The 19,538-nt window shown below is 39.8% G+C and carries 24 protein-coding genes; 1 reads left to right on the top strand and 23 read right to left on the bottom strand.

The features are described from left to right. Window positions 1–36: 36 nt before the first annotated feature. Window positions 37–234, bottom strand: coding sequence for a hypothetical protein (locus tag FT12353_RS06605; RefSeq protein WP_059393992.1), 198 nt, complete (start codon window positions 232–234; stop codon window positions 37–39). Window positions 235–421: 187 nt separating this feature from the next. Here FT12353_RS06605 and FT12353_RS06600 point away from each other — a divergent pair, with 187 nt between their 5' ends. Beyond that, window positions 422–1,087, top strand: a complete 666-nt coding sequence (locus FT12353_RS06600) for a YoaK family protein (RefSeq protein WP_158531871.1) — start codon at window positions 422–424, stop codon at window positions 1,085–1,087. Between the two features lie 166 nt (window positions 1,088–1,253). Here FT12353_RS06600 and FT12353_RS06595 read toward each other — a convergent pair whose 3' ends face one another. The 22 genes from FT12353_RS06595 to FT12353_RS06490 form a co-directional block, all read right to left on the bottom strand. After that, the gene (locus FT12353_RS06595; protein ID WP_168779055.1) at window positions 1,254–1,403 is read right to left on the bottom strand and encodes a hypothetical protein; all 150 of its coding nucleotides are present in this window, start codon (window positions 1,401–1,403) and stop codon (window positions 1,254–1,256) included. Window positions 1,404–1,537: 134 nt separating this feature from the next. Next, the gene (locus FT12353_RS06590) at window positions 1,538–2,341 is read right to left on the bottom strand and encodes a CPBP family intramembrane glutamic endopeptidase (RefSeq protein ID WP_203619219.1); all 804 of its coding nucleotides are present in this window, start codon (window positions 2,339–2,341) and stop codon (window positions 1,538–1,540) included. A 335-nt stretch (window positions 2,342–2,676) separates the two neighbouring features. Then, window positions 2,677–2,898 carry a hypothetical protein gene (locus FT12353_RS06585; protein WP_203619218.1) on the bottom strand — a complete coding sequence of 74 codons (222 nt, stop codon included), beginning with the start codon at window positions 2,896–2,898 and terminating at the stop codon, window positions 2,677–2,679. Window positions 2,899–3,510: 612 nt separating this feature from the next. Then, window positions 3,511–4,215, bottom strand: coding sequence for a DUF3800 domain-containing protein (locus FT12353_RS06580; RefSeq protein WP_203619217.1), 705 nt, complete (start codon window positions 4,213–4,215; stop codon window positions 3,511–3,513). A gap of 119 nt (window positions 4,216–4,334) precedes the next feature. Beyond that, window positions 4,335–5,198 (bottom strand): peptidoglycan amidohydrolase family protein, encoded by an 864-nt coding sequence (locus FT12353_RS06575; protein ID WP_203619216.1) that lies wholly within the window; start codon window positions 5,196–5,198, stop codon window positions 4,335–4,337. After that, entirely contained in the window at window positions 5,198–5,509 is a 312-nt protein-coding gene (locus FT12353_RS06570; RefSeq protein ID WP_203619215.1) for a phage holin, LLH family, read from the bottom strand. Before FT12353_RS06570 ends, FT12353_RS06575 begins: the two co-directional genes overlap by 1 nt. A gap of 30 nt (window positions 5,510–5,539) precedes the next feature. Next, complete coding sequence (locus FT12353_RS06565; RefSeq protein WP_203619214.1) at window positions 5,540–5,827, bottom strand: hypothetical protein; 288 nt, start codon at window positions 5,825–5,827, stop codon at window positions 5,540–5,542. Next, on the bottom strand, window positions 5,814–6,215 hold the full coding sequence (locus FT12353_RS06560) for a hypothetical protein (RefSeq protein WP_203619213.1): 402 nt from the start codon (window positions 6,213–6,215) through the stop codon (window positions 5,814–5,816). The genes FT12353_RS06565 and FT12353_RS06560 overlap by 14 nt, the downstream gene beginning before the upstream one ends. Then, complete coding sequence (locus tag FT12353_RS06555) at window positions 6,216–6,344, bottom strand: XkdX family protein (RefSeq protein WP_203619212.1); 129 nt, start codon at window positions 6,342–6,344, stop codon at window positions 6,216–6,218. It lies immediately after the preceding gene. Further along, window positions 6,337–6,690, bottom strand: coding sequence for a hypothetical protein (locus FT12353_RS06550; RefSeq protein WP_203619211.1), 354 nt, complete (start codon window positions 6,688–6,690; stop codon window positions 6,337–6,339). The genes FT12353_RS06555 and FT12353_RS06550 overlap by 8 nt, the downstream gene beginning before the upstream one ends. Before the next feature lie 11 nt (window positions 6,691–6,701). Further along, window positions 6,702–8,672, bottom strand: coding sequence for a hypothetical protein (locus FT12353_RS06545; RefSeq protein ID WP_203619210.1), 1,971 nt, complete (start codon window positions 8,670–8,672; stop codon window positions 6,702–6,704). A 1-nt stretch (window position 8,673) separates the two neighbouring features. Beyond that, a complete protein-coding gene (locus FT12353_RS06540) occupies window positions 8,674–9,285 on the bottom strand; it encodes a hypothetical protein (protein WP_203619209.1) in 612 nt (203 codons plus the stop codon). Continuing rightward, window positions 9,278–10,438: a baseplate J/gp47 family protein gene (locus tag FT12353_RS06535; RefSeq protein WP_203619208.1), complete on the bottom strand. Its 1,161-nt coding sequence runs from the start codon at window positions 10,436–10,438 to the stop codon at window positions 9,278–9,280. The genes FT12353_RS06540 and FT12353_RS06535 overlap by 8 nt, the downstream gene beginning before the upstream one ends. Beyond that, window positions 10,428–10,781, bottom strand: a complete 354-nt coding sequence (locus tag FT12353_RS06530; RefSeq protein WP_203619207.1) for a GPW/gp25 family protein — start codon at window positions 10,779–10,781, stop codon at window positions 10,428–10,430. Before FT12353_RS06530 ends, FT12353_RS06535 begins: the two co-directional genes overlap by 11 nt. Further along, a complete protein-coding gene (locus FT12353_RS06525; RefSeq protein ID WP_203619206.1) occupies window positions 10,778–11,122 on the bottom strand; it encodes a hypothetical protein in 345 nt (114 codons plus the stop codon). The genes FT12353_RS06530 and FT12353_RS06525 overlap by 4 nt, the downstream gene beginning before the upstream one ends. Further along, window positions 11,122–11,973: a phage protein gene (locus FT12353_RS06520; protein ID WP_203619205.1), complete on the bottom strand. Its 852-nt coding sequence runs from the start codon at window positions 11,971–11,973 to the stop codon at window positions 11,122–11,124. Before FT12353_RS06520 ends, FT12353_RS06525 begins: the two co-directional genes overlap by 1 nt. Then, window positions 11,966–12,331, bottom strand: a complete 366-nt coding sequence (locus FT12353_RS06515) for a phage baseplate plug family protein (protein ID WP_203619204.1) — start codon at window positions 12,329–12,331, stop codon at window positions 11,966–11,968. Before FT12353_RS06515 ends, FT12353_RS06520 begins: the two co-directional genes overlap by 8 nt. Window positions 12,332–12,343: 12 nt before the next feature. Then, window positions 12,344–12,916, bottom strand: a complete 573-nt coding sequence (locus FT12353_RS06510; RefSeq protein WP_203619203.1) for a LysM peptidoglycan-binding domain-containing protein — start codon at window positions 12,914–12,916, stop codon at window positions 12,344–12,346. 2 nt (window positions 12,917–12,918) lie between these two features. Beyond that, window positions 12,919–17,436 (bottom strand): tape measure protein, encoded by a 4,518-nt coding sequence (locus tag FT12353_RS06505; RefSeq protein ID WP_203619202.1) that lies wholly within the window; start codon window positions 17,434–17,436, stop codon window positions 12,919–12,921. 241 nt (window positions 17,437–17,677) lie between these two features. Then, the gene (locus FT12353_RS06500) at window positions 17,678–18,079 is read right to left on the bottom strand and encodes a hypothetical protein (RefSeq protein WP_203619201.1); all 402 of its coding nucleotides are present in this window, start codon (window positions 18,077–18,079) and stop codon (window positions 17,678–17,680) included. 21 nt (window positions 18,080–18,100) lie between these two features. Further along, complete coding sequence (locus tag FT12353_RS06495; RefSeq protein WP_203619200.1) at window positions 18,101–18,496, bottom strand: hypothetical protein; 396 nt, start codon at window positions 18,494–18,496, stop codon at window positions 18,101–18,103. A 17-nt stretch (window positions 18,497–18,513) separates the two neighbouring features. Continuing rightward, a complete protein-coding gene (locus FT12353_RS06490) occupies window positions 18,514–19,536 on the bottom strand; it encodes a DUF3383 family protein (RefSeq protein ID WP_203619199.1) in 1,023 nt (340 codons plus the stop codon). Window positions 19,537–19,538 lie beyond the last annotated feature (2 nt).

The raw sequence follows: 19,538 nt of genomic DNA, 5'->3' as shown, positions 1-19,538 counted from the left end.
TGCCAAAAATCGGTTTGAGTCCGCTAGTCGGCATTTTCACTTAAACAAGTCAAACAAACTAAAAGTTGTCTTGCTATAAACCCTGTTATACATCTTCTTTTTTGGGTTCATCCAACCCCGTCCCCGGGTTCCATAACCCGGAATCAAGGCCTTCTTAACCGCCCGCGTTGCCCGGCCGGATGTTCGAGCCGCAATCGACTTTTTCAAACTTGGTGTCCGCATTCCATACTTCATATTCTGTACTCCTTCTCATCATTCTAGGTTGAGTATAGCACTTTTATCGGAACCATTCTTTTTTAAATCTAAAAGAGTGATTTCGAATCCTATTTTGAAAATCGTATAACCCTTGAAAATCAGCGACTTTATCCACGCAAACAAAACAAATTGCAGTACAATGGTATCCGTATTGGAGGTGACGGATTTGTCTAAAAATTTATTTCCATCACATGAACGACTCCTCTTTGGAAGTCTCTTAACCTTCACCGCTGGATCACTGGATGCTTATTCTTACCTAATCCACGGCGAGGTCTTTGCCGGTCTGCAAACCGGAAACCTAATTTTGCTTGGTATCAACTTAGGGAAAATGCACTTTTCCACTGCAAGTCACTACCTGATTTCACTGCTTGCTTTCGGTGTTGGTACTCTCTTAATCAAGGTTCTACAACATGTACTAGAAAATAAAGGCGCTAGTAAAACAACCGAACGCCGTTTTGTCCTTTGGTATATGACAGCCATTTTGGTGTTGTCTGCAATCCTACAGAAGCACGTGCCCAACCTCGTTGGTACTTCAATTCTTTCCTTTGCCGCTGCTGCCGAGTTACAGGAATTCCGTAAGCTCAAAGGTGCCCCATTCATGCCACTAATGATGACCGGAAATTTCCGGACACTCTACGAGGCCCTCTATGAAAGCCTCTTCCGTGGCAACACTAAGATGGCACAAACAGCCATCGATATCGCCACGGTCATTTTCACCTTCTTCTTGGGAGCACTGTTGATCAGTGCAACGGTTCCAGTCTTGGCTGGATTGGCCATCCTCATTCCAGCTCTGGTAACACTCATTATGAGCCAACTGGTCACAATGAAATAAGTAAACAGCCTCTGATCGTTTTTTGGTCAAGGCTTTTTCTTTTGATTCATTTGCCAAACAACACCACCGAACCACCGCAGAGCAAACTGAGTATAAATTAAAAAAGGTAAGACGTTTAAAAACGTCTTACCTTCAACAGCTACCGGACATCCATGAAATCCGTTAGCTACTTTTTAAAAGCATCCTTTGTTTTGTCGGCAAAATCTTTGGTGGCATCTTTAGCATCAGCTGCAAATTCCTTTGCCTTGCCCTCAGCCACTTTAGCCTCACCTTCCAACTTGTCCTTTGCTGCATCAAATTTTTCTTCGAATGACATATAATGTTCCTCCTTTAAATTTGATTGCCCTCAGTATACACCAAAGCTCATTGATGTAAAGTAAAATGTTATATAAAAAATAAAAAAATCAGGCCCTGATAAATGGAGTCTAATTTTTCCTTCGTTAATGTCAGCTAAGGTTTCGATTCCACAATCTGCTTCTGTTCAATAGTTTTATCCAGTGAAACTAGCCAGACAATAGCAATAACTATCAACGGCAAGAAAGTCAACAAAATGTCGGACCAAGGGCTGACTGGTAAGTTACCAGTAATCGTGCTCTGCCAATCGAAAAGAAAGTGTGCTACGGCAACGACTAGAATGGAATTTGTCAGTACGCGGAAAATCATGAATAATAAACCAGATCCAAAAGCATAAAATACTTGCTGATATACAGCTAAACTAGATGGATAAACAGATAAATTTAAAAGATGAAGAGCTGAAAAAGCTAAGCTTGTTGAGATAGAAATAATAATCAATCTGTTGTGTTGAATTTTAAAACGATTCAAAATACGTTGTGTCAAATTTACCAGATAACCTCTGAAAAGGTACTCTTCAAAAAAGCCAGCACCTAAAGCGACCATTGTGCAACTAAGTATCATTTTGGGTGATTCTTTGAAAAGCTCCAAGAGGCTTTGAATATTGCCATTAATAGCATATAACACAACAAAATACACCAACAGACCAAAAATTAAAAATTTTTGTGGTTTCGAAAGCGGTAGCTTTTCTTGATAAATTTTCTCTTGATTGGCTACTTTACGAATCAAATAAACGTCAATCATCAAAACGATGGACATCAATACTGACAACACAATTGTCGCGCCAAAAGACACTATATCCGGGTGCCCAGGCTCAAAAAACGAACCTACAAAAAATAGAAAGATTATCAATATGTCGTAATGCGTTATTTTGTTCTTGATTTCTTCACTATCTTGTTTCATGCAAAACCTCCAATTTTTATTGAATTTCTTAAATATATCGTAACACGTTTAATAAATTTAATGTATATTTTGGTTATTTATACTTTTTTTTATATTTTTTAATTAGAGGCACGAGATTAATGCCAGATTACCCCGTGCGAGATAAAAACATTAATGGCTTTCTTCAAATAAAAAAATTACGACAAAAAAGGTAGAACACCTTGTGTTCTACCTTTTGGAAAAGTCTTGCTCTACGAGCCTTATGCCGACTAGCGGTATTGAAAGCGCTTATTTATCAACGTTTATCAGTAAAAGTGTCACAAAAGTGTCACTGTTATTAAAAACGTCACAACTCATCAATCATTGTTTGTGTTGGCTCGCCTTTCCTGAATAAGTTGTTCTAACTCATTGAGGTCGTCTTCTGTTGCTAACTTGCGAATGAACGATCGTGATGTTGAACGGTAATTTAAATACTTTTTATGTTCCTTATTCTTTTCAGCCCAGCGCTTATTAGCCTCATTTTGTGCAGTCGTTGAACTTTCATAAACTGCAGGCCGACCCATTTTCTTATCTGCCATTAAAAAAACACTCTCCAAATTAGCACTACTATTGCAACAATAGAAAGAGCGATTAAGAATTGTCGTTTTTCTTTCTTAGTTGTCTTTTGCGCCTCCACTGTTATTTCTTTGCCATTCTTAGTTTTGATTACTTTTTTCATAAATGTTAAGATGAGTGTACGCGAAAGGGCTTGCGCCCCGTGGTATTTTTACCACTTAATCGCAAATTTAAGCTTGAAGAAGTAGATGTTGATTGCTAACTCAAATGTTACTTCTTTAGGTTTTTTTATTTTACTCATCTTTTTCCTCCTTTCTCTATAATTATATAATATCATGATTATATATGATTTGTCAATAAATTTAGGATATTTTTGCACAAAAAAAAGACGGGCGCACGTCTGCGTTTTACCCGTCAATTCCGCTATCCCACTGCGTACAGCCCGAGTAGCTTTCTTTTAAATTATAGCATTGTTTACAAAAAAAATACCTGCCAAAGAGCAGGTATCCCAATGTATCTCGCGTACTTTGTTAATAGGATAACATTACGCTTAACGTTTTTCAGTGAGGATTACATTGTAGCAGAATTACTTCTTACAAACATAATAACAGTTACTGACATTTTTATCAAACAAGTTATGGCATTTCTTTTTTTATATGAAAAAATTTGTTATCGACACCATTTTCGTAATTATGCCATAGTCTATTTACTAGCATATCTGCCGATTGCCCTAGTGGCTCACATTCTGAATTAAACTGCTGAACATTAATATCAATTTCTGGTTTTGATTTATCAAACACAGGTTTAATATCTTTCAAATAATTATATTTACCAACTAACAGTTCTTTTCGAATAGATTCATCTAACTCATACCATCCACTAGTTGAGCGCTTGTCCTGATCAATATATAATTTTAATTCAATAGATTGTTGGTCATCTATTATGTTTTTAAATAGCAATTGCTGAAATAATTCTCTTATTAATAGAGTCATACAATACACTTTATAATTATTAATGTGCTTTTTTTCAGTTATATTTTCTCGTTTATATATTTTAGAACGATCAACATGAACATACATTGATTGGTACTTATTCATTAACCGAATTAATTTTGTTTGCTCTTTCGGATGGTCAAATGCCAGATTCTTAGCCTTAAGTTCGCCTTGATGTTTTATTTTATTTCTGACTGCCTTAGATTTTTTTATGTATTCACGCTTAGCAGAATCTCTTTCTTGATATGAAAAAAATACATACCCTCCTAATATAAAATGTGAAGATGGATCATTTTCATGTAAATTACCAGCCCCATCAAAATATATTAATATTGTTTTATCAGCCATATTTTTACCCTTTAGTTTAATAAAAATATTATAGCAAAAATAGGCATATATTATCCGAAAATGAATTATGTACGCCCCGAAGGGCTTTTGAGGCCATCAAAGATGATGGTCTCAAATTATTATTCGTGGTGCCAAGCCTTGTCGGCGTCCATCCAGATACGTCCGTATCCCTTAATAAAGTCGATTCCGATAGCATTTTCGGCTTCGTCATACTCGTCAATAGTCCCAGAACGGTAGTCGTCCTTAAACTTAACACGGTCTCCAACTTCAAAATTACGAGCTCCGCTCTCTGTATCGAGGACGACACACGGAATGCCGTTGTCAGTCCAGTCAAATGGTTCTTTTGCCAATTCGTCAATACGAACCTGCCAAATATCATTGACTTGCTGAACGTCTTGAACGGCCATCCAACCACCAATGTAAAACTTGTTTCCGCCATTCTTGAACTTATCAATAGAAGTGGCCTCTTGGTAAGCATTACCAGTGTTCGTGTTACTGTCATCTTGTGGTGTAACGTTTGCTGGTGTTCCGCCTTGGTAGTGGAAGAAGTGATACTCAGGCTTACCGTCAAGGGCCCAGTAGTAGTCGTGGTTTAACTCCTGTACTGCTGTCCCAGCCTGTCCCAACGTGTAGTAACAAGCTGAAATTTCAGTGTCATTGGAAGTCATGAATCCAGTATGGCAAGCACCGCCTGCTTCTGCTCCATAATTACCGCCCCAGATAAATACGTCTCCCGCTTGTGTTTGATCGCCAGATACTTCAACAAAGCCAGCCGCTTCCAAATCACGCTTCAACGTTCCAGTATAGTGTGATCGCTTCAAGTACGACTTATCAATCGCTCCAGTTTCTGACAAGATGTAGTACACCATGCCTGAACAGTCGAAATAAGCCATCCCATCTCGCTTATCCCAATCCATTGAATAGGTTACATGCCCCTTTAACGAGCGTGCTAATTCGATTGCTGCTTGTGCATTATATGCCATTACTTTTCCTCCTTGTTAAGCTGTGCCACTGCCTGTTCAATCACTGCTGACAACTGTTCTTGTGAGAACTTTCCTGTCAGCTTGTTAGCGGCCAATCGAGTCGCTACATAGTCAATTGCGTGTTGCTTCTTGTCAGATCCGCCTAAGTCACTCTTCTCCATCAGAGAAACGGCCTGGTCTGCCCATGTGAGCAACAATTGCAAGTTGCCGTTCTTGGTCTTAGTCCGCAACCATCGAACCAAGGAGTGTTCTGCTGGCGCTGCAATCGTCAATGATGTAGCTGCCAATACTAATGTGTTAGTTAAATTCATAATTTCCTCCAAATAAAAAAGCCTTAACGGCTATTTAGTAATATCTTTAATTTGTTCGCTGTAGTCTTTGCCATAACGTTTTAGGTCACTGTTCATTTCCTGTATAAGGACAATGAGTTTGTTAACCTGAGTGCTTAGCTTTCGATTTTCTTCTAAAATCGTTAGGTTATAATCTTTCAATTCCTGATTATCCTGTCGTATTTGAGTCAATACGGAGGTGATCGTGTTCTCATGGGTGCCTCGAAACCCTAAATAGGCAGTCCCTAATCCAACGACTGCACTGATACCAGCAACGATTAATTCATTAATGGTGCTCACCGCCTTTCATCTTGTGTGGTGGCTCTTGCCAAGCTACATAGATTATCCGCAGTGTTATAACAAGAAACAGGTATGGCATTACTTCAACGTCGTGTGAATAAATCATATCTAGACCGAAGCTAAGCGTTAGCATTGTCCACATAACCGCAGACAGTGCTAACAGAAAGATTCGAATACGATACCAATAGAAATCCCATAACGAGTTCACCAACAACAATGAACCAAGAACTAAATAAACCATTCCCGGAACTACATCATCAGTCCAATCAAGAATTGGTGGCAGTACATTATGCAATTTAGTCGATTGCATTAAAATAACAATTCCCATAAATATTTGTTCAACGGAAATAAAAATCAATTGGCTGTTTTTAATGAAATGACGTTTCATTTAGTCTCCATTCTCGCCAGACACGATGCTATCAGCCTGTTCCTGCGTGACCCATTTAGTCGTGACGGCCATTTGAACGTCTTCTTTAGTCCAATACTTCGGATACATTGCTTTTACAAAATCAAACATTCTTGGCCTCCTTTTCGGCTTCCAGTGCGGTAATACGAGCGTTTAGCTTTTGGTTAATTGTCATTACTTGAATCGCCAAATTAGCTAACTGCTGTTTTTGTGGATCTACATTTTGCTGGGCAGTTTTCTGTTGCTCGGCCAAGTAATCTTCCATCGACTGGCCTGTCCATGAATTAGTTGATGGATTCCATACAGGATTTAAAATACCTGCTGGATCAACATCAGTTGAATTATCAACCTGTTCATGCACCGCACCAGGAATGAATGCGTATGTTTGTGGGTCAAATTTGAAGTACCACTTGCTGGTATCGACCGTTTGCTGTGTATTATCTGTGTTATCTGACATTTATATCCTCCTTACGATGGTAAATCATCGAGTGTTGTCCACGTTCCGATAACTCTTACTTGTTTGTCGTAATCCCCATTAAAGACGTTCCAAACACCACCGTTATAAAGCGAACCGTCAGACCCAACTTGGATAAATCCGGCCGCATTTCCAACAAAAATTACAGCATTTGTGTTGTGAGCCGGCCGATATCCAACTGGCACACTGGCAGCAAACGCTACCCAACCGTCAATTTTCACGTTAGACCAACCAGAAATATCAACAGTTACTGTGTTACCTATCCTGTCAAACCAGAACCTAAACCCTTGCCATGCATCAGAATAACCAACATAACGTTTCTTAGAAATGACGCTATCTTCGGCTGCAATATTTTTTCTTGAATAGACGCTATCTGAATTTAACCATCCATCAATAGAAACACCGTTTTTAAATTGGGCACCAACATTAAATACTGACCAGCCGTTCGAATAAACGCTTCCAGTATCCACTTCAGCCGATCCAAGTTTACCAATAATGTTAACGTTTTTATTTGCATTAACATTTCCGTCAATAGTTATATCACCACGAGAATATAAGCTAGCAAAATTAGACCAACCGTTGTTAGTGATGCCGTTATTAACCTCGATTCCGCCATCAAACTTCGACCAATTCTTAGCATTTAGTGACTTGGCATAGGTATCGCCGCTGATGTCTGTGTTGCCTTTAATCGATGCTCCAGCGTTAGCTAACAAAGCACCATTCGTCTGGAGTCCATTAACCTGATATCCGTTATTCGGGTTCAGTGCGTTGGCAGTATCTGATGTACCAGATTTATCTGCATACGATGATTTATCTGCTTGTCCTGCCCCGTTTGCCCATCCAGATGAACCAGCTTTATCAGCATAACTTGATTTATCAGAATGGACGGCGTTATCAGCGTTTGCATGCAAAGAACCAGTAACTGTTAAGTTGTGAATTGTCTGATTATTATTAGGGTTAACATATTCAGATTGCCAAGAACCATTAGCCCAATCAGCTTTCCCGGCTTTATCTGAATTTAATGCGTGTTCAGAATTATGTGACCAATCAGCATTTGCATGCAAATCACCACCGACTGTCACATTTTTGTCGAAAACTGTGTTTTCTTTAAACTCATTTTGAGAGTTAATATTAGCTATTTGGCTGTCATCAACTGTAAATTTTTTAAAATCAGACCATTTATTGTTGTAGTAACGGATATAAGTTGAACTTGTCCCGTCTTGATTGAACACTGATTTAGTTTGTTTGACAGATTGTCCACTTACTTCAACAATTAATGAAAACGTTTCTTTACTTGGTGATTGAATAACTTTAACGTTGTTAGCCGAATACATTCCAGCTGTCTTAAGGCTATCCAAATCATAACCGTCCCAGAGTTGACGGACGTTAATGTCGGCAACGCCTTTAATTGGCTGTGTAAACGTCTTAACTCCATCAATTGTTTCATTACCGATATTATGAACGGACGTTGAATCAACATGCTGTAAATCTGAATTGGTTGCCAACCCAGCTTCATTAAATTGAACTTTTGCATCAACCACATTTGACACTTGGATATAAACAGCCAATTCAATCGTGACTGGTGTCCCCTTATCAGCATCGAATGCTGGTAACAATTCTGGTTCATTTAATCGTGATGTTGCTACAAGAATTTTATTTCCGTTGTAGTTTGCAAAAATCATGATCGTTGAAATTTTAACGTCAGCACTTAATGATTGGTTGCTAACTTTAACGTTTGCTACGATTGTGTTCGTATCAGCGTTTTTATAACCGGTAACAATACCAGTTACATCACGAGAATAGCTTTGAGACTTCTGATAATTGTTATTCATTGCCTGGTCGTCTGACAATGATGCTGAACTTGCCACGCTTTCGGCAAAAGAAATTGCATTTTGATTTTGAACCGAATCTGTAACTGATGAAATAAATTCTTTAGATATTACTGTCGGTTTAAATTTTTCCATTTTATACTCCAATCACTGTATTTTTAACAGCATATTTTTTCCGAACTGACTGTGATGCACTCACATACATTGACGTGTTGCTATAATCCAAGAAACTGATATTACCGATTCTAATTCCAACAGCAGCACTAGACTCAATACGCTTTAACAAATAACGCTTTTGAAAATCATTAGTTGTAAATGATAGTGGTAAGCGCTCAATCATAATCGTGTATGGTGATCCAACAAATGAATCTGTTTTTTCGTCATACAATCTATCAGGTCGAACGATGACGTTACTTGCATCAACGTTAAGCGACTTTGATATGAGATGGATAATGTCGTTTGTTGTTCCCTTTGAACGAGCAGCGAGAATGTTTGATTTAATCATGAAACGATAAAACTCATCATCAGCTTCTCCACGAAATTCACCATAGTTAGCGCCAATGTTATCAAGAGCAACACCAGACGCATTGTCAATATCTATCCAGTCATCTTGTCGGTTCAGGTTGTTGTAAAGATCTAAACCGTGCGACATGATCAAATCAAACAGTTTGTAGTTATTGCTTCCAAAGTCAAGATTGAACGTTGCCTTGTTTAAAAACTGTGTCCAGTTATTAATTTTATTAACCATTAACAACCTCCACATTTACCAAATCAGGATTATAAACAGGCAACTCGAAAGGAGTAACTATAACGTCTTTTGATTGAAGATTATCTTTGTCTTCATCTACTCCAATCAGAACATTTGCAAATTCAATTCCAGCAACGTTGTCATAGATATATTTGTACATATACGAAAAACGAACTGCCTTTCCCATTTCTAGCGTTGTCATATAGTCGCTAATTTGTTGCTTAATCTTGTTAACGCCATCAACTGGGAAGCTGTCGTTCGTTGTTGCGGTAACCTTAACGTGTATTTGCTTTTCAGTTGGCCGGTCAAACATGACAGTGTGCTTATTGTGTGCCTCATCTTCAACGGATGATGAAATATTTCCGTATGTGTTGATTCCAATCGCTAACGATTTGAAGATAGCTGATCCAATCAATGAATCATCGCCACCCGAAGCATAGATATGAATAGTGTATGGTGGGTTACCATATTGGTCTGTTTGTTCGCTATGATTTTCAACTATTCGCACCATCGTGACACCAGGAACAGCACGTATTGACGAAACAACCCCGCCATATGTTGAGCTATTCAAGCCTTTAGTGGCATACATAATACGGTTGCGAAGCTCGGTGTCAGTTTCGGCATCAGCACCACCAGTTGCATTGCTTTTCGTCAGAATGCTATACAAATCTCCAACTGGTTGTACCTGTTTCAAATCATTATTAGAAGAGATATTGTATTTCTTGCCAGTTTCATTTGCGTATGCAATTCCTGTTCCGCGCCCTTGATTATCTAATTGAACATCAGAAGACAGCGTAAACATCAATCCATCACCATTTTTGTAACTAGTATTAGCCTTAACCACGTATCCAGGCTTTCCTACAAAAGCTAAATCAACAATTGCGTAGGTGTCTATTTTTCTATCAAGTCCGAAATTTTTGGCCAATCTGTCCAAAGACACACCAGTTGCCGTACTTACAAACGAACTGTAATAACTATCTTCTTGCTTTTGTTCGATTTCATTATAAGTTGAAGCAACAAGTCTTAAAATTCCACCCATAACGCTGTTTTGATCGATTGCAATATCCGCACCGAATCGTTCCTGTGCGCTTTTTATCAATCCAGAAAGAATGTCTTCATAACTGTTCTTTTTAAAACCTTTTTCATCCAACATCTAAGTTCCCTCCAATTTCTACATTACCTCCCTCTTTTGTGACGATTTTCAAATCAATCTTCAGAGTTCTATTTTTATTAGAAAATGAAATTGAATTAATTTGTGTAGTAGCAATTCGTTCATCAAAATCAACAAGCAAACGACTAATAACATTCGAAATGTACTCTTCGTTCAAATGTTTACCAAGGATAACGTTTCCGTTTCCTGGAATGATATTGCTTAAATTAGTATTTAAAAGTGTCCAAACACTTTGAGCTAACTGTTCGTCATCACGAACATAGCCAATATCGTTTTGAGTCATTTGAATTGTTTTTGTCATAGAATCTAATTCTAAATCTTTCATAAAACACCAATAACAACACCATCATTAACACTGTGCGCCCTTTCATCTTTAATTTTAAAAGTTTCAGGACTACCGTTGAAATTGCTGCTGTTTCTGTCCATGAACAAGACAACAACAATTCCACCAACACCGATTAATTCCTGACAATTCTTAGTCACCGGAACATCAATTAAAACTGCTCTTTCAACACCTTCATCAGTCTGTGCCAACGGTTGAACAGTGGCCATTTTGTTATTTTCTTTTAACGAAATAACGGAACAAATATGAGCAACGTTTAGCTTCCTCATCACATTATTTTCAGCCGTGTTCATCAAGATATTAAGGTTGTTTCTTTTAGCCATTATGCTTCCTCCTGGACTTCAAGATTTGTCTCCGCACTCACACCATCAAATGAATGGTTACCGCTTTTAACCCGGAAACGTCCCTTAACATAGCGAGAACTAATATCAATGATTGATGCTGTAGCAAAACGATGGTTGAAGATACTCTGAACCGAATAACCTTCCCAATCATCGTCTTCTTCCCTTGACGGTGTAGACAATAAGCCAGAAATAGCGCTTAACGTAAACGACTCATCATAGCCAGCGTTAATATCTCGAACAATCAGTTCCCCACGTCGGTAGTACAGACTACTTTCTGCAAATTTAGCAACCTCTTCCAAACAATCAATTGGCTTACCACTTGCAGAATACGCCTCGTCATATGTCTTATCGTTTCTGAGAGATACTATTTGCAAACCAATGTTAGCGGCCCTAGATAGCGTTTCTAACACGTATCGAGCAGTTACACCGGCTGTGAAAGACACTTGTATTTGATTGCTCTTGACATTTTCTTTTTCGTCCGTAAATTCACGGTTGTCATGCGAATAATCAGTTCCATCAAAACACACCAATTCCAACATGTTGTCACCTCCTTCAGACACAGGAGGATGAATGTACTTAATCTTCCCATTAGAGATGACACCAGTATCGCCAGAAAAACCAGCCGATAATGTTATCTGCTGGTCTTTCTTAAAACGGTTAATTGTTGTTTGGTTCTGATTGTAAATTTGAATATTTGTTTGACTAGGGGTTGGATCATCACTAAATTCAACGTTGAAATGAATCTCAAAGTTGTCACTATCAATTGTCAGTATGCCATCTCCTGTATTGACGGTCAGCTTAACATTGAAGCCAAACTGTTCATTAGCCATTCTTCAACACCCCGCTTTCTCTGTCCAAGTCTTCTGGGCTTAATACGTCCAGAAACAAAAAGACGGTCTTACCAAAGTTATCTTTGGTGATTTCCGTCTCGTTTCCCGACTCGTCCATCGGTACAATCCGTTCGATTGGCAGCTTACTGTTAGAGTTAGCATCCCATAGCGGCTGATTAATGACCATCTTTTCCCCGATAACGATTGGGTTCATGTTGTAGTCGTAGATTGTCACTGTGAAGAAATCGCCCACTGTGTTGTAGTGAACTTCGATATTAAATGTCTTTATCCCAAACGAAAACTCAAATCTAACTGGTAGATTGTCAGTATCGATATCAATATAAGGTCTTAATGACATGTTCTACTCCTCTCACTTAACTCTAGCCCTAGCGCCAATCGGGATGAAACGGTCTGGCCAATGATTCCAATCTCTCAATTGCTGAATTGAAGTCCCATATCGAACCATCCACCCCCAATAAGTATTACCACTAACGACTGTCACATATGTCGCAGACGGAGGAGTTGATGGTTGAACTCGACCTGAATTCTTCATTCCTGCAAACGATCCGACAGGTTTCCTAATTTTAACCAAAGTAATATCAACATAGATTGCGTTTTTGTTGTTATCACTAATCTTCTTATTGAATGATTTGATTAAATAATCACTGTCATTAATACCATTGATAAGTGTAATCATTGCCGTTGGCTGACGTTGCCAGTCGTATAAAGAAGTTGCTCTTCGATTTGCCTCGTTAAAATCCTTACCAACGATATATCCAGTAATGTTGACATTGTTACTACTGAACTTTGAATTATCGCTAATCGTTCCCCCATCTTCAACTGGATATTGAGCAACATCTGATTCTGACTGTTGGTTCTCCTGATCAGCATAGATGACAATTTGTTCCTTATTTCTTTCTAAAATAATTCCCTTGTTCGTCATAATTAAGCTCCTAACGCTGAATAGTTACTGTTAAACTTACGCAACACTTCTTCTAGCTTCTTCTCTACTTGTCGGCCAATTTCATCAGCCATGTCTTTAGCATTTCCGCTAGTGTCATTAATGTTGATTTCAATCTTACCAATGCTTAATTTTGTTTCTGTCTTCGTCTTTGCTAGCTGATTGCTAGACCCATTGTTAGCCTTGCTTGACTTACGGTTGTTAATAGCTTCAACAGCACCTTCTGTCCCTTCAGCATAGCGAGTAAGTCCAGAACCAAACTTTCGCTTCGTATCGTCCCCGTTAAGGACGTGAGCGCCTGCTGGTAAGTCAACAATCATGTTGCGTTTCTTTGGAAATAGTCCAATGAATCCATTCGGAAGCATGTAGGCTTCACGGTAGTTTTCTCCCTTGCCATCATTAACTAATGCCAATCCACCTTGGTGTCCACCACCAGATCCGCCAGCATACGCAGGAATTCTAGCAAACGCAGAAACTGCACCATAAGTACCAGTGGCAAGTTTACTTGCTCCCTTTCCTGCAACGTTAGCAGTGATAGTAATTGTCTTAGACTTCAATCCATTAATAGCTGCTGCTAAACTATTAACTTTATTTGTTGCGGAACTAGCGGAAGAACCAATGTTTGAAATAGATCCAGCAACTTTTGAACTTGACGAAGTTCCGGAACTAGCCATCTTGTTGAAGGCACTAGTCATTGGAGAAACAGATTTGTTTGCTCCAGAATTAATTGCACCGTAAACAATTGCCATCCCAGCAGTGACTGCAGCAGCAACTTTTGCCATTCCGCTAGTCGCTACACTTGAAACCTTAGACATTGAACTAGACATCGAACTAGACATCTTGTTGAAACCGCTAGATGAAACCGTTCCTAATTTGCTTAATCCAGAATTAATGGTTGAAACAATTTTACTTGCTCCGGACGAAGCAGCACTTTTTGCTTTGCTAATACCAGAACGAACGGAAGAAGCAAGACCACTCATTGCAGATTTTGCAGAAGAATTTACATTCTTCAAACCTGAACTGATGGCCTTTCCAATGCCAGAAGAACCACTCGAAGCAGCAGATTTTGCCTTGTTCATTCCAGACTTAACGCTACTTACTAATTTATTAAAAGCTCCCCTAGCTGAGCTATCCATCCCCTTGAAAGAGCTCTTAAACGAATTCGTTAGCCCTTTAGCACCAGACTTAGCGGCATTTTGAGCCTTTTTAATTCCTGACGAAAGCGAAGAACCAATCTTAGAAGAACCAGACTTAATGCTATTAAATGCAGAATTGAAAGACTTTCCAAGTGCTGCCCCAGCTTTCTTACCAGCGCTACTAGTTTTACTAATATTTTTATTAGCAGAACTAGCAGATTTACTGACATTTTTAGCTTCGTTATTAGCTCCCTTGGCTGAACTTTTGGCGTGGCCAAACGGATTAAGCTTACTTAACCAATTAGGTAACTTTGGAAACTTGATTTTTGGAAACTTGAAGTCTTTAAAAGGGTTTTTAATCTTTGGAATTTTAGGAAGACTAATCTTAGGCATTTTCCAGCCAGCAAATGGATTTTTAATGCGTGGCAACTTAGGCATTTTTAAGTTAGGAAACTTCCAACTCTTAAATGGATTTGTCATCTTTGGAAGCTTTGGCATATTCAGCTTTGGCATCTTCCAATTAGCGAACGGATTTTTAAGCTTTGGCATGCTGCCTTCTCGGTCATTTCTATTAAATGCCGATTTATGATCAGTACGCTTGAACAGTGTTGGGAAATGGAAGCCTTTAAATAGATCATTGGAATGATTACTATTTCTATGACTCTTATCTTCCGGCAATACTCGATTGTGCATTACCTTATCGCCAAACTTCATCAAGCCGTTCCAGTTAGAACCGACAAAACCACCAGCTTTATCTCCTAACCAAGAACCAGCCAATCCTCCGGCTACAGTCCCAACAGGTCCAACAAAAGATCCCAGAGCCGCTCCTAAAGTGCCGCCTATACCTGCACCAACTGCTGAACCAACTCCTTCATGGCGTTTCTTAGTCCCTGCCTTGCTGTTCTTCATGGCACTATAAATGTCAAAACCAGCAAATGCAGCGTTTAATGCTCCGCCACCTCGGCTAAAGATACTCTTTCCCACTCGTCCAGCTCCAACTGCAAGACCTCCGAGCTTTGTACCCCCAACACGGCTTAGTAAATTAGCAGAACCAATTCCTAACTTGCCAATTCCGGTTGAAGATGCCATGAGTGCCTTACCCATAACACCCTTAATGCCGCCTTTACTTGCTAAGCCAGCACCTTTAAGGAACATATTATCAACGCCTGCACCAAATTTAGAGTTGGCCATCTTTTCGGCAAGAGTAAACTTTCCAGCACTTGAAACAACTCGACCTTTGTTTGCCAATCCTCCCCCAGCTAATTCAGAAGCACCAGCAATACCATTAGCTCCTGCCATCTTGGTAGCGGCGGCCATCATGGTATCGGCTGCTGTCATCATCTTGTCGCCAGCTTTTATATGTGGTTGACCACCGATAATCTTTGAAAGTGAACCACCAATAATCGGCAACTTTCCAGCTAATTCAGAAGCATATCCCAGCAATTTTTCAAACGGCTTCCCAATAACAGGCAAGTGCTTAGCTGCTTTCAAAGCAACAATGAACGCCGTTACCTTACCAGTTATTTCGCCTATATCCTTGGCTTTATCACCAGCACCTTTCGGAAGAATATCAATTAATTTTTGATACTGTTTTCCAACAAACTTGGCAGTATCTCCTACAGCATTCTTAATATTGCCGAATTCAGTAACGAAACCGTCAGCAAATCCAGAACGGAACTGAGACGTTGCTCCCCAAATCTTACCGACACCGTTACCAACTTCAAAGGCAAAGTTAGTGAATTTGACAGTTATATCTGATAGTGACTTACCAACTGATTCTGCCCACTTATCTGAATCTGTACCATTAATCCATTTAGTCGCTTTTTCAAATAGACCAGATGAAGCCTTTCCAAGTGGTTCTAAGAAACTGTTCTCAAACTTACCAACCAAACGCGGCAGTCCGTTTTCAAAAGAACGCACCATTCCTGGAATCGTCTTTTGAGCGTTTTCGGCAGCGTGCTTAAACTTATCATCTCCCAAGTAATTCAAAGCATCTTCCAGCATCGCTGCAGACACTTCTTTATTCTTGATTCTATCTCGCAAAGAACCTTTGTTTCTTTCGACATCTTTTTCATCAACGTCTGCAATGTTCTTATGCTGTGTTTGAGCCAAATAGGCACGGGTCAAGGCGCTATTTAACGCTGGTGCATATTGAACCATTTGGTTCATTGCACCACCGGTAACATATCCTCGATCGAGCGAGTGACCAACACCATACATTGCGAATCTACTTGCCTGCGCGTCCGACATGTTCATTGCGTCCGCAATCATCATTTCTGAATGAACTAATCGCTTCGTTCGATCGGCATTTTCGGTAGCGTGATACATCTGCTGATAGCCTTCATTGACTAAATCAAGTGAACGGCCTGTCGTTCTAGATGTGCTTTGGATTCCACTAATAATGCCACTAGCGGTTCCAGAATCTCTTGCGCTGATTCCTTCACCACGAGCACCATCAACCAAAGTACCCCATGTTCCGCCCATTCCAGATACTTCGCTGTTGTACTTTGCACCTTCCTTGAACAGGTCTTGGACATATTCAGCTCCTCTCATGACTCCGCTGGCCATCAGCATTCCCGGAGCAAACAAAGCCAAGCTTTCTTTAGCAGCACTCTTAATTCGCCCCTCACTCTTTGCGCCACCATTCGAAGAACCAAGCATGGAACTTCGTGCAGCCGCTTGATTGATTGAATTTGTCTGTGCTTGGTATTTTTCTGCTAACGCCAGATCTTTTTGACGAGCAGCCGCTAACTTTTCAGCCGCTGCAACACTTTTTTCAATCGATGCAGTTTCTTTGTCTTGTGCGTTAGCTGCCTTCACAGCATATTCACTTGCCTTAGATTGTTCCTGCGCCAATTTAGCAGATGCTTCAGCACTCTTGGTCTGTGCTTGTGTTAGCTTTTCAGCACTAATTTCAGCCTTGTTAGCCTTTTCAACCGTTTGCGATTGAGATTGAGCTACCTTTTCGGCACTAATGACTGCCTTATCGTTTGCAACGCTTTCTTTCGCCTTATTTTCGGCTATTTTGGCGCTTGAAGCTGATAAACGTTCAGACATACTCAATTGTTCAGAAAGAGCGCTAGTGCCTCGCTGGAGCTTTTCAGCAACACCCGCTCCAGAATTTGCCGCACTTTCTAAGTTTTCTTTAAAACGATTAACGTTTTCAGATGCGAGCTTTGTTTCCTCGACAATTTTGCCAATTCCACCATTAGCTCCTCCTGACATTCCAAATCCACGAGATGTCAATTCATCTAACTTTGTCAAACTAGCGATGGTACTGTTAGTCGCTTCATTAAGCTTTTCCAATTCGCTTATACCACTAACTGAAACGGATACCTGAGCTTCAGTATCTCTTAATCCTGCCATTTTTAACCTCCTTTCTTGTTTAGATATAAAAAAAAGACCAATCACGAATGATTGGCCTTAATTGAGAACGTCTAGGCCTTCGCCGTTCCTTACTTTAATGCTTTGAGAGGCACAGTATAGCAACAAATCTCTGCGCTTTTGTGTCGCGTATTTGTAATCATTACGATCAATACTCAATGCTCCTAGTAAATATGGCAACCATGCAGACAAATTTCTCTTTATTTCTTCTTCAATTTCAAAATTAGACGCGTACCCCGTCAAGCATTTCCCCAAGAAACGTATCAAGAGCTTGAAGGACTTCAAACATCCCCTTATGAGTATCGAACCATTCAAGTCCCTTTGAGCGAACTTCTGGATCAGTTACCAACTGCTTAACCATCTGTTGACGGTATTCAGTTAAGTTAGATGCAACCAAGTCAGTAATCTTCAATCCAGCTTCAATTCCTGGGAATTGGAAGTGATATTCACGTAACACGTTGCCATCATTATCCTTGTATTCAAAAGTCTTTGTTTGGCCAAATGCACTTTGGACTTCATCAGTAGCTGTTGTTGACTTAGCTTGTGGTTGATCATTAACTGGTGTTTCCGTTACCTCTTGAGTTTCGTTTGGTTGTGTAGCTGCTTGTTCGTTAAATTCTGACATTATAGGATCTCCTCTTTAATTTTAGTCTTGCGCTTCGTATTGGTAATCGATTACCTTGATTTGAAATTCACGACTTGGGTTGTTTTCAGTGACGTTTCCATTAGGCTTGCGAACGATAATCGCTTCCGTTCCACCAACCCGTTCAGCAGAAGTCTTAATCATCACACCAAAAGTGGAACGTTGACCAGCCAATTGCATCATCTTCTTAAATGAAGGCGTTCCTGGGATTAGACGAACAGTGATTGTTCCACCCGTGTGATTCTTATCCAACACATAACCGTTTCCGAAAGCGTCCTGTTGGACTTGAGCGTTGTCTTGGTCTTGCGTCCATGAAACAGGGTCAGCGCCAGCAACGAAATTTGACAATGAAAAACCATCAACGATGATTGAATCAGTGTTCACATTAAATCGAATCATGCTTTAATCTCCTTTTCTTAAATTGCATCAGCGATTTGTCCAGAAACAACAATGTTATGAATTGCGCCTGCCTGAACATACTTAAATGCAGCACCACGGTAAGTTCGTGTATGAACGTCTGAAGAAGATTGACTAGAACGAGGCGTTGCTGTCACAACATACGCTGGTCGTCCTGTCTTATCATCAGTTGCAATAATTCCGTTGTTTGCTGCTGACATCAATACCAAATCAATTGCTGATTGAATTTGAATAATTCCGCGTTGGTCGTATGACAACTTTGCTGTATTCGTCAACAACTCTTGCAATGATGCCTTGATTTCATTTTCAATCCAAATCCGAGCGTGAATTTCATCAATGTAATCACCAGTAATTGTCCAACCTTCAGACAACATGTACGCACCACCAACGGCCTTTACATAACTAATACCGTTGGCCTTCTTAATCTGTCCAAGTTCGCTTGATGTGTACCCATTAGGGGCAATTCCTGTCACCGAACGGAACTTCCATGTTGTTGATCCTGGTTGCAAATTAGCAATGTTACCAACTGCCGCTGCATCTAGACGTCCCTTATCCAACGGATGAACGAATGCAATCAAATTCTTACTTGTTGACAAAGATGACAACTTTGCAGAATCTGATACTTGGACAACCGTAAACTTGTCACCAATTTCAGTTGTAGCCCCCGCAAAAGTAGCGACTTCGTTTTGATCCGATACATCATCCAACAATGCAAACATCCAATCAGCGTCTGCAAACATATTAACCGCTGTCTCAATGTCTGTATATTGAATAATGTCAACATGGTCTGGTCGGTTTGATTGCGCAAAAATCAATTGCGCCACCTTTGATACCGTTGAACCAGAACCAAATGCAGTCGCAACGTCTGTTGAACTATTAAATTCTTGCAGTGTTGGCTTAAACGAAGGGTCACCACCAGTCTTCTTTGTAAAGATTGCTGGCGTACCTAATCCCTGTGCAATAACAGGGCTTTGAGCAGAAATAACGACATCTACATCGCTTTGAAGTGCTTCAATACTCATAT

This window comes from Fructobacillus tropaeoli (assembly GCF_016860625.1).
GTDB classification, from domain to species: domain Bacteria; phylum Bacillota; class Bacilli; order Lactobacillales; family Lactobacillaceae; genus Fructobacillus; species Fructobacillus tropaeoli.
This window is presented reverse-complemented; position numbering and strand designations above follow the sequence as displayed.